The 11,095-nt window shown below is 68.5% G+C and carries 9 protein-coding genes; 8 read left to right on the top strand and 1 reads right to left on the bottom strand.

Features of this window, described 5'->3' with window-relative positions:
- The first annotated feature begins 189 nt into the window (after window positions 1-189).
- Entirely contained in the window at window positions 190-1,011 is an 822-nt protein-coding gene (locus BKY59_RS09220) for a LysM peptidoglycan-binding domain-containing protein (RefSeq protein WP_165374823.1), read from the top strand.
- Between the two features lie 209 nt (window positions 1,012-1,220).
- Here BKY59_RS09220 and BKY59_RS09215 read toward each other — a convergent pair whose 3' ends face one another.
- Window positions 1,221-3,509, bottom strand: coding sequence for a protein kinase domain-containing protein (locus BKY59_RS09215; protein ID WP_276205500.1), 2,289 nt, complete (start codon window positions 3,507-3,509; stop codon window positions 1,221-1,223).
- On the opposite strand from BKY59_RS09215, the gene tssA reads away from it, so the two are divergent.
- From tssA to tssF, 7 genes are read left to right on the top strand one after another with little or no spacing between them, the layout of a single operon-like run.
- On the top strand, window positions 3,473-4,612 hold the full coding sequence (gene tssA / locus BKY59_RS09210; protein ID WP_165374822.1) for a type VI secretion system protein TssA: 1,140 nt from the start codon (window positions 3,473-3,475) through the stop codon (window positions 4,610-4,612). The genes BKY59_RS09215 and tssA overlap by 37 nt on opposite strands.
- A gap of 11 nt (window positions 4,613-4,623) precedes the next feature.
- Entirely contained in the window at window positions 4,624-5,133 is a 510-nt protein-coding gene (gene tssB, locus BKY59_RS09205; RefSeq protein ID WP_076070866.1) for a type VI secretion system contractile sheath small subunit, read from the top strand.
- A gap of 3 nt (window positions 5,134-5,136) precedes the next feature.
- Window positions 5,137-6,645: a type VI secretion system contractile sheath large subunit gene (gene tssC, locus BKY59_RS09200; protein WP_083672015.1), complete on the top strand. Its 1,509-nt coding sequence runs from the start codon at window positions 5,137-5,139 to the stop codon at window positions 6,643-6,645.
- A 24-nt stretch (window positions 6,646-6,669) separates the two neighbouring features.
- Complete coding sequence (gene tssC / locus BKY59_RS09195) at window positions 6,670-8,067, top strand: type VI secretion system contractile sheath large subunit (protein ID WP_076070864.1); 1,398 nt, start codon at window positions 6,670-6,672, stop codon at window positions 8,065-8,067.
- Window positions 8,064-8,834: a type VI secretion system accessory protein TagJ gene (locus BKY59_RS09190; protein ID WP_076070862.1), complete on the top strand. Its 771-nt coding sequence runs from the start codon at window positions 8,064-8,066 to the stop codon at window positions 8,832-8,834. Before tssC (BKY59_RS09195) ends, BKY59_RS09190 begins: the two co-directional genes overlap by 4 nt.
- 1 nt (window position 8,835) lies before the next feature.
- Window positions 8,836-9,273: a type VI secretion system baseplate subunit TssE gene (gene tssE / locus BKY59_RS09185; RefSeq protein ID WP_076070861.1), complete on the top strand. Its 438-nt coding sequence runs from the start codon at window positions 8,836-8,838 to the stop codon at window positions 9,271-9,273.
- Window positions 9,274-9,276: 3 nt separating this feature from the next.
- Window positions 9,277-11,094 carry a type VI secretion system baseplate subunit TssF gene (gene tssF, locus BKY59_RS09180; protein WP_076070859.1) on the top strand — a complete coding sequence of 606 codons (1,818 nt, stop codon included), beginning with the start codon at window positions 9,277-9,279 and terminating at the stop codon, window positions 11,092-11,094.
- Window position 11,095: the final 1 nt, after the last annotated feature.

Below are 11,095 nucleotides of genomic sequence, written 5' to 3'. Positions count from 1 at the left end.
GGCAGCAACCTTCTGCCGCCGGACATGCGTCGAACCATGACTAGATCGCAACTGTGACAATATTCATGCGGTCACCGGTGAAGTCAAAGCCCATCTGTCCGGGCGGGGCATTGCATGCGCATGGCATTGCGCAAGCAGGCCTGATTTGCGATGGCCGGCGTGCTGTGGTGCGAGGGGATGGGATTCGACATGCGTTTGGGCTTGATACCGACGACTGCTGGCAAGTCCGTCCGCGGCGGGCCGATTGCGATCGCGACGCTTCTCGCGCTGCTGTCCGCCTGTTCGCACAAGGACGCGGTGGAACTCGCGCCGCTGCCCGAACCGCCGCCGCTCGCCACCGCGCCGAACCCCGCCGCCCCGCAGACCGCACCCAATCTGAATGCGCGTCAGCGTACGGCTCTCATCTACGACCTGATGAACCGGGGCGAGGCAGATCAGGCGCGCGCCGAGGCCCGCCGCCTGCAATCCGATTACCCGACCAACCGAGCCGCGGCCGACCTGCTCGAGCAGATCGACGGCGATCCCAAGGCACTCTTCGGCACGGACAGCTTCGCCTATGTCGTCCGGCCGGGCGATACGTTTCCGACGCTGGCCGCACGCTTCCTGGGTGCAGGGTCCAAATTCTACGCACTCGCCCGCTATAACGGCATCGCCGTGCCATCCACGCTGCAACCCGGGCAGACGATCATGATCCCGGGGCGTCAGCGCGATCCGGCACCGTTGCGCGAACGCCGCGCGCCCCGCCCGCCGCGGCGCGCCGGCGTTACATCGGGCGCGGCGCAGGGTGCGCCCGCGGCGGTCGCGATCCCCGTTCCGCGGGGGCCGCGGGCCGATCCCGGCCGGGCCGCGCGCCTGCGCCGGGCGGGGCTGGAACAGATGAACGCGGGATCGATCGGCCGCGCGGTCCAGTTGCTGCAACGCGCCACCACGCTCGATCCGGCCAACGCCGCGATCGCCGCCGACCTTGACCGCGCCCGCCGCATCCAGAGCACCGTGCAGGGTCGCCGCTGATCGGTGCAGGACACTTCGCGGTGCTGCGCACCGCGAAGGCCATGTCGTCCGGTGCATCATCGGGGCGCGACCCCGGCCATCTCCGGTTCTATCGTCCCGCGCTGAGCCGGATTGCTTTCAACCGAAAGATGCGCGCACCCGTGCAGGCCGGTGATCCAGCCTGCGCGCATCATATGCCAGTTCGAGCCGCGAACCTGGAACCGCGCCGGTTACCGCCAGCCCGGTTCCGGACCGACCAGCGTGTGATCCTCGTCCTCGTCATGCGGCCAGGGGCGCGCCGGTGCGACGGGCGCGACCGGATCATCCGGCAGGGAGTCGCTCTCCGCAGCGGCTGGCGCGGCTGGCGCCTGCGGCGCGGCGGGTCCGGCCGGTTCGTCCGATACGCGCGGCACCGGATCGACCGACGCCTGCGAAACCCGATCGTCCGGCGCGGCAGGCTGCGCCGCGCGGTCTTCCGGCTTCGGCTCTGGCGGCAGCGGCGCGGCCTCAACGACGACGGGCCTGGCGACAACAGGCTCCACGACACCCGGTTCGGTCACCGGCTTTGGCGGCGGAACCACCCCGATCCGGGTCCCGGCAAGATCGTCGTCCGGCGTGTCCCCGCTCGCAACCGCGGGCACGTCCGCAATCGCCGGCGGAACGGCACGCGGCGGCATCGGCGAAGCCGCGGCCGCAGCCGGCGTCGCGACCTCGTCGAGCAGCAGCGCCTCTGCCGAATTCAGCCGCTCCTCCATCGATTGCGCCACCATGTTCACGCCGTCGAAAAGCTCGCCGAACTCGTCCCGGCGGTGGTGCGAGATGCGGAAGTCGAGATTGCCGCGCGCCACCTCCAGCAACGCCGACCGCAGCCGGCGGATCGGTTGCGCCAGCAGCCGCGCGGTCACGAACGTGCCGCCCGCCACCGCGCCCAGCGTGACCAGCGCCAGCAGCACGAGCATCCACATCGACAGGCGCAGCGCGGATTCCAGTTCCGCCTTGCTGACCTCCACGTCGACCTTGCCGAAACTGCGCCCGGCATAGAGGATCGGCCGTACGAACCGGAAACCGCCATCGTCGGCGGACGACGTCACTTCGCTGTCGCCGCGGCGACCGACAACCGCCCCGCCGGTCGGCGCGCGGTACGGCCGGCCGGTCAGCCCGCGGTCCGTCGCGGCGCGCACGATGCCGCCCGCATCGACGACGATGATATGACGGATATTGGGGTCGGTCGACGCGCTCTTGACGAAGGTTTCGACCGGCACCCAGTCCTGCAGCTGCGTCGGCAATGTCGCATTGTCGACCGCGCGCAGCGCCGCGTTGTTCGCGACGAAGGCGGACACCGCGGTCCCGGCGGTCAGCGCCACCTCCTCCATCGCCTGCCGCTGGCGCAGCAGCACGGTGCCCACCGCAGCCGCCAGCACCACCGCGGTCAGCAGCGCGAGGATCAGCGTGAGCCGGACGTGCAGCGGCAGGTAACTGCGCCGCGCCACGGCTTCTGCCGACACGGCCTTGCTGACCGACAGTTCCAGGCGCAGCGCGTCGGCCATCCGCCGTCCGTCCGCGAACCGCATCGCCGGCTGCCGCGCCATGGCCTTCTGGATGATGAACTGCAGCCCGCGCGGTGTTTCGGGGGCGACTTCGGACAGCGGTTCCGGATCGGCGTTGACGATCTGCGCGGTCAGCGTCGCGGCGCTGGCCGCCGGGAAGGCCCGTCGCCGCGCGGCCAGTTCGTACAGCACGACGCCGACCGAGAAGATGTCGCTCCGCCCGTCCAGGTCGCGGCCCAGCGCCTGTTCGGGGCTCATGTAGCGCGGCGTGCCGACGATCTGCCCGATCTGCGTCTTCAGGCTTTCCTGTTCGAACAGCGGGTCGGCCTCGGTCACCCGCGCGATGCCGAAGTCGAGCAGCTTGATGGTCCGCCGGTCGGGCGACAGGATGATGTTCGACGGCTTCACGTCGCGGTGGACCACGCCCTGCGCATGCGCATAATCGAGCGCCGCGGCCAGCTGGATCCCGATGTTCATGATGTCGGCCGGCGCCATCGCCTCGCGCTTCATCGTCTCCGACAGGGGCTCGCCATCGAGCAGTTCCATCACGATGAACGGGTATCCGTCGATCTCGCCGACGTCGAAGATCGTGACGATGCCGGGGTGCGACAACGCCCCCGCCGCCTGCGCCTCGCGCAGGAAGCGCAGCGCATATTCGCGGTCCTGGCGATATTCGGGTTTCAGGACCTTGATCGCCAGCGGGCGCGAAATGTGCGGATCATAGGCACGATAGACGTCGGCCATCGCGCCTTCGCCGATCTGTTCCTGTATCCGATATCGTCCGACCAGTTCCAGCAACCGCCCGACCCCCCGCGCCCCTCGACCGTTGCGGGCTAACAGATCGTCGAACGGCTGCCTAGCCGCTCTCCGCTTGACCGCGCCGGGCCGACTGGATAGCCCCTGTCCCGGACGGCTACTCCGTGGGGGCGACAGCGTTGGATGACCGTTTCGCGATCGCCACGCTGGTGGCACCGCTGGATGACGCTACGATTCTCGACGCCGGCCCCGCCGGTGTCGACCTGCGCGCCGGCGGCCCCGGATCCGAACTTTACCTCCGCCTGAAGGATCTGCGCGCGATGGCGCGGAGCGCGGAGCGCGAGGCCATTTCGGCCGCGGACCCGGAGATCGATCCGCTCCGCGCCGGGCAGCATTACTGGCAGGAGGTCGTCGAGTCGGGCCATGCCCTGCTGGCCGGCGTCGCAAAGGACCTCCAGGTCGCGTCCTGGATGTGCGAGGCGTGGCTCAGAACAGACGGTTTCGCCGGGCTGGCGGCCGGACTGGCGCTGCTGGCGGACCTGATCGAGCTTTACTGGGACGCGGGCCTCTATCCGCTGGAGGACGAGGACGGCGTCGAAACCCGGCTGGCCGCGCTGTTCGGCCTCTTCGGGCGCGGCGATGCGGCACTGCTGCTGCAACCCATCAAGCTGCTGCCGCTGTCCGACCATGGCGATCCGCCGGTCGCGCTGTGGACCGCGGAGATCGCGCAGGCTGTCACCGTGCGCCACGACGACCCGGAAATGCGCGAACAGCTGGTGGATCGCCGCAACAAGGGGATCGCCGCGATCGGCGAGGATATCGCCCGTGCCTCCCCCGCGTTCGTCGGTGAACAGCTGGTCGCGCTGGAACTGGCGCTGGCCGAACTCGACCGCCTGATGGCGGCGATCGACATGCGGACCGACATCGGCCGGTTCGGATCGCAGGTCGCGCAACCGCTGGAAACCGCACTGGCGCTGCTCCGCGAACATGGCCACGCACCGCACCGCGCGGTCGCCGACACGCCCGCGATCGACGCATCCGACGGCGCCGCCCCCGCCCCCGCCGGAACCGCCGCCGCCCGTCCGGACCCGGCGCGGGACCGCGCCACCGCGCTGGCGACGCTGCTGGACATCGCGGCTTTCTTCGAACGCCACGAACCGCAGTCGCTGACCGGTTCCAGCTTGCGGGAGGTCGTGCGACGGGCCAACCTGCCGCTCGACATGTTGATGGCCGAACTGTTGCCGTCGTCGGAACAGCGGACGATGTTCCTGCTCCGCGCCGGTATCCGGAGCAGCCGTGAAGACACCGATTCGTACTAGGGGATACACCGATGGCAAGCGTGCATGACAAGCTGAAGCGGGTACGCAAGCCCCGCGTCCACATCACCTACGACGTGGAAACCGAGGGCGCGGCAGAGGTCAAGGAACTGCCGTTCGTCGTCGGCGTGATGGGCGATTTCTCCGGCGACCCGACGGAGCCGCTGAAGCCGCTCAAGGACCGCAAATTCATCCAGATCGACCGCGACAATTTCGACCAGGTCATGCGCCGCATGTCGCCGGGGCTCAAGCTGCGCGTCGAAAACACGCTGCGCGGCGACGGCAGCCACCTGCCGGTCGAACTGAAGTTCGAATCGATCGAGGATTTCGAACCCGGTCGCGTCGTCAACCAAGTCGAACCGCTCCGCAAGCTGCTGGAAACGCGCAACAGGCTGCGCGACCTGATGTCGAAGGCGGACAGTTCGGAACAGCTCGAAACGCTGCTCGAATCGATCCTGCAGGATGAAAACCAGCTGGCCGCGCTGCGGGCCGAACTGGGCGCGACCAAGTCGGATAAGGAATAAGCCATGGCCGATGAGAACATGCTCGGCGGCGCGACCGGTGCCGCACCGACGACCACTACGACGCTGCACGACGGCAAGAGCCTGCTCGATCAGGCGATCGGTGCCACCCGCCAGACCGAACCCGATCAGGTCGAGGCGCTGCTTCGCGCGCTGACCGACCAGGCGCTCGGCGGCACGGTCAGCTTCTCCAAGAACCTGACCGTCACGATGCGTTCCGCGATCGAGGCGATCGACCGGCAGTTGTCGACGCAGCTCGCGGCGATCATGCATTCGGAGAAGTTCCGGGCACTCGAAGGCAGCTGGCGCGGCCTCCACTATCTCGTGATGAACAGCGAGACGGGCCGCGACATCAAGATCCGCGTCATCAACGCCAGCAAGAAGGACCTGTCGCGCGATCTGGAAAAGGCGGTCGAATTCGACCAGAGCACGCTGTTCAAGAAGATCTACGAGAACGAGTTCGGGACGCCCGGCGGGGAACCGTACAGCGCGCTGATCGGCGACTATTATTTCGGCGCGGGGCAGGAGGATATCGAACTGCTACGCAACGTGTCGAGCGTCGCGGCCGCCGCCTTCGCGCCGTTCATCTCGGCCGCCGGACCGCAGATGTTCGGGTTCGAGAATTTCGAGGAACTGTCGAAGCCGCGCGACCTCGCCGAAAAATTCCAGGCGACGGAATATGCCAAGTGGCGCAGCTTCCGCGAAACCGACGATGCGCGGTTCGTGACGCTCACCATGCCGCGCGTGCTGGCCCGCCAGCCGTTCGGGGCGGAAACAAAGTCCGTCGACGAATTCAACTATGAGGAAGCGCCGGTCTCCGTCGAAGGCGCGCCGCGCGCGATGGGCCATGACGACTATTGCTGGATGAACGCCGCCTACGCGATGGGCACGAAGATGACGGCCGCCTTCTCCGAATCCGGCTGGACCACCGCGATCCGCGGCGCCGAGGGCGGCGGCAAGGTGGCCGACCTGCCGACCCACCAGTTCGTGTCCGACGACGGCGACCTGTCCGAACAGTGCCCGACCGAAATCGCGATCACCTCGCGTCGCGAGAAGGAACTGTCGGACCTCGGCTTCCTGCCGCTGTCGCACTACAAGAACACCGACTATGCAGTGTTCTTCGGCGCGCAGACTACGCAGAAGCCGAAGAAGTACGATCGGCCCGAAGCGACCGAGAATGCGGCGATCTCCGCGCGGCTGCCCTACATCATGGCCAGTTCCCGGTTCGCCCATTATCTGAAGGTCATGGCGCGCGACAAGATCGGCTCGTTCATGGAGATCGACGACGTGTCGACCTGGCTGAACCGCTGGATCCTGAACTATGTCAACGCGGCCGAGGGCGGCGGGCAGGAAATCCGCGCGAAATTCCCGCTGCGCGAAGGCCGGGTCGAGGTGACCGCGGTGCCGGGCGCGCCGGGCAGCTACAATGCGGTCGCCTATCTGCGGCCCTGGCTGCAGATGGAGGAACTGACCGCATCGCTGCGGCTGGTGGCCCGCATCCCGCAGAAGTCCTGATCGTCCGGGCGGGATAGCGGGATCATGATCGATACCGTCGTCCCGCCCCATGTCGTCGCGCCGCGCATCGCGTCATCGGACGGAGCGGCCGACATCCGGGCGCTCCGCCGCCGCGTCGATCGCGCCGTTGCGGCGATCGACGCGGCGCTGTCCGAACAGCTCGACCGCATCCTGGCGCACCCGCGCTTCGCGGCGTTGGAAGCGGCGTGGCGCGGTGTCGCCTGGCTGACGCAGGAACTGGGCGCGGACGGCATGGCGCGGCTCCGGCTGCTCGACGCCCGCTGGCCGGAGGTCGCGCGCGACCTGGAACGCGCGGTCGATGTCGAACATAGCGTGCTCTTCGACCATATCTACGCGCAGGAATTCGACATGCCCGGCGGCGTGCCGTTCTCGATGCTGCTCGGCCTCTATGCCATCCGCCACCGCCCCTCGCGCGGGTCGCCGGTCGACGATGTCGCGGTGCTGCGGCTGCTGTCGCAGGTCGCGGCGGCCGCCTTCGCGCCGATCATCCTCGATGCCGCGCCGGCCATGTTCGGCATCGACGATCTCGGCGACCTCGACCTGCGTCAGTCGCTCGCCCCCGGTTTCCGGCAGGCGGAATATCTGCGGCTGCAATCGTTCCAGCAGAACCAGGACGCGCGGTTCGTCGGCGTCGTGGCACCCCGCATCCGGCTGCGCGGGCCGTGGGCAGGGCGGGCGCTGGGGCGCTGCGATTTCCGCTACGATCCCGATCCGCGCAACATCCTGTGGGGGCCGGGCGCGTTCGCACTTGGTCATATCTGCCTGCGCGCGTTCAACGATCATCGCTGGCTGGCGGCGATCCGCGGCACGGTGCGCGACAATCTGGGTGCGGGCGTCGTCGCCACGCTGCCCGTGCTCGATTTCGCGACCGACGCGCCGGGCAAGGCGCTGCGCTTCCCGCTGGAGGTCCATGTTTCCGAAACGCTCGACCGCGAAATGGCGGATGCCGGTTTCATCTGCATCCGGCGGGTCGGCGGCACGCCCTATGTCGCGGTCCACAACCTGCCGTCGCTTCACAAGCCGACCGGCACCTATGCGACCGAGGCGGCGCGTACGAACGAACAGCTCGGCGCGATGCTGAACTACATCCTCTGCGTCTCGCGCTTCGCCCATTATATCAAGATCATCGGCCGCGAATGGATCGGTTCGTTCCATTCCGCCGAGGAATGCGAGCGCCGCCTGCAACGCTGGCTCAACGGGTTCACCAGCGCCGGCGACGACCTGTCGTTCGAAACCAAGGCGCGCTATCCGTTGCAGGAGGGGCGCATCGCGGTGCGCGACATTCCCGGCAAACCCGGCGCCTATGAATGTCAGGTCGCGCTGAAACCGCATTTCCAGCTCGACCAGGCGATCTCCGAATTCCATCTGGTCACCATCATCCAGGAGCCTCGCGGCGCATGACCGACAGACCCGCCCTCTCGCCCGCCGCCACGCTGATCCGCGAGGGGCGGCTGGGCGACGCCCGCGACGCGCTGCTCGCGCGCGTGAAGGCCGCGCCCGCCGATCCCCGCGCGCGGCTCGACCTCGCCGAACTGCTGATCGTGCTCGGCGACTATGAACGCGCGGACAATCATGCCGACGTCGCCTCCACGCTCGATCCGTCGATCGCGCTGCCGACCGCGCTCACCCGCCAGCTGATCCGCGCCGCGACCTGGCGGCGCGAGACGTTCGAACAGCGCCGCGCACCCGATCTCGTGACCGAACCGGACGCCGCCACCACCGCCGCGGTCGCCCGCCTCGCAGGCGTCGCCCCGGACACCGCCGACCCGCCCGAAGTCCCGTTCACGCTCGACGGACGGCCCATCGCCGACCTGCGCGACCTCGATGATCGCACCGCCACGGTGCTGGAGGTCCTGACCAGTACCGGCAACTATGTCTGGGTCCCGTTCACCGCGATCGTGTCGCTGAAGATCGCCAGGCCCGAGCGGTTGCGCGACGTCGTCTGGCGGCAGGCGGAACTGGACGTCCGCGGCGGCCCGAACGGCGTCGTCTATCTGCCCGCCATCTATCACGCGTCGGCCGCCGAACAAAGCGACGACCACCGGCTCGGCCGCGCGACCGACTGGATCGAGGATGGCGACACCGCGCGCGGCCTCGGCCTGCGCACCTTCCTGGCCGGCGAAGACGCGCTCGCGCTGGACGAAATCGCAGAACTGGACGCCGCCTGACATGGCCAACGGATCGCTGCTCGAACGGCTGATCGATCGCGGCGACGGCGACCGGCTGTCGGTCGGCCGGCTGCGCGACAATCTGCGCCGCGATCTGGAGGCGATGCTGAACAGTCGGCGGCACATCCTGTCCTGGTCGCGCGACCTGGAACAGCTCGACAATTCGCTGCTGAACTACGGGCTCGACGATCTGTCGAACGAGTCGCTGTCCTCCACCGATTTTCGCGAGCGGTTCGTCGAGGATGTCGAGCGGCTGGTCCGCCGCCTCGAACCGCGGATCGCCCGGTTCGAGGTCGCGATCCTGCCCAACCCGGACGAGCTCGACCGCACGCTCCGCTTCCGGATCAGCGGCACAGTCACGCTGTCGGGCGAGCGGCAGGAGCTGCATTTCGACAGCCATGTCGACCCGATCCGCGCGCAACTCGTGATGCGGGGCTGACCGATGCTCGACGACATCCTGCCCTACTACAACAGCGAACTGCGCTTCATGCGCGACATGGCGAAGGGCTTTGCGGAGGCGAACCCCAAGATCGCCGGTCGCCTGCGCATCTCGGCCGACGCGGTCGACGATCCGCATGTCGCGCGGCTGATCGAGGGGTTCGCGTTCCTGAACGCGCGCACCCGGATGAAGCTCGACGACGACTTCCCCGAACTCACCACCGCGCTGCTCGACATCCTCCACCCGCATTATCTGCGCCCGTTTCCATCGACCGCGATCATGGAAGTGGCGCCGCGTACCGGCACCACGGGCCACCGCGTCTTGCCGAAGGGAACGGAGATCCTGACCGAACCGGTCGACGGCGAACCGGTCCGGTTCCGTACCGGCTACCCGGTCGACCTGTGGCCGATCGCGCTGACGGCGGCGAGTGTCACGGGCCTGCCGCTGGTCGCGCCGCGCAACCCGCGTGCGCCGACCGCGGCGGCCGTGCTGCGGCTGACGCTCGCCTGCACCACGCCGGACATGACGTTCGCCACGCTGGGCCTGGACAGCGTCCGGTTCCACATCCACCGCGACGCGCGCGCCGCACAGATGCTGTACGAACTGGTGATCGGCGGGACGATCTCGATCGCGCTGGCCGACAGCGCGGTGGACGATGCGCCGGTCTTCCTGGACCGCGGCGCGATCCGCGCGGTCGGGTTCGCCGACGACGAGATCCTGTTGCCGCAGGCGACGGGGGCGGACCCCGCCCAGACGCTGCTGACCGAATATTTCGCCTTCCCCGAAAAATTCCTGTTCTTCGACATTACCGGGCTTTCGGCAAAGACGCTGCGCGACGGCGGATCGACGCTCGACATCTTCCTGTATCTCGACCGGTTCGACGCCGGGCTGGAACGGCTGGTGACGAAGGATGATTTCCGCCTGTTCGCAACGCCGGTCATCAATCTGTTCGAACAGGCGGCTGAACCGGTCCGGCTGGTGCCCGGTCGCTACGAACACCGGATCGTTGCCGACGCCCGCCGCGAATCGACGACCGAGGTCTATTCTGTCGATCGCGTGACAGTCGCCGACCGGACGGGCGCGGAACAGGCCTACCGCCCCTTCTTCGCGATCGGCCGCGACCGCGAGACGACCGAACTGCGCTACTGGCAGCTGACCCGGCGCGAAAGCACGCATGCCGCCGGTGGCGACGACGTCTACCTCGCCACGGTCGACACGTCCGGTCGGTCGGTGGCTGATGCCGACCATGTCGCCTCGATCGACCTGACCTGCACCAACCGCGACCTGGCCGCGCGCCTGCCGTTCGGCGGGGGCCGTCCGACGCTCAGCCTGACGCAGTCGGGCGCGCTGGTCGATCGCGCGACGCTCATCACCGCGCCCACCCCCACCGTCCGCCCGCGCCGTGGCCAGGGTACGCTGTGGCGGCTGGTGTCGCATTTGTCGCTCAACCAGATGAGCATCGCCGACCCCGCCCTCGCGCTCGACATGGTCAAGGAACTGCTCGGCCTGCATGATCATCTGTCGACCACCGGACGGCAGGTCGTGGTCGAACGGCTCGTCTCGGTGACCAGTGCCGCGGCGACCGCGCGCGCGCCGGCCGGCGGGCGGATCGCGTTCATCGCTGGCACGGACATCACCCTGCTGTTCGAGGATCGCCGGCTGTCCGGATCGGGCGCGTTCCTGCTCGGCGCGCTGCTCGACCGCGTGTTCGCATCGATGGCGGCGATCAACGCGTTCAGCCGCACCCGCCTGCTGCTGAAAGGTGAGAAGGGCGTGTGGCAGCAATGGCCGTCGCGCACCGGCACGCGCGCGCTGCTCTGAC

Source organism: Sphingomonas montana, from assembly GCF_001956315.1.
Taxonomy (GTDB): Bacteria; Pseudomonadota; Alphaproteobacteria; order Sphingomonadales; family Sphingomonadaceae; genus Sphingomonas_R; species Sphingomonas_R montana.
The sequence above is the reverse complement of the archived record's forward strand: the minus strand, read 5'-3'. Positions and strand labels throughout refer to the sequence as shown.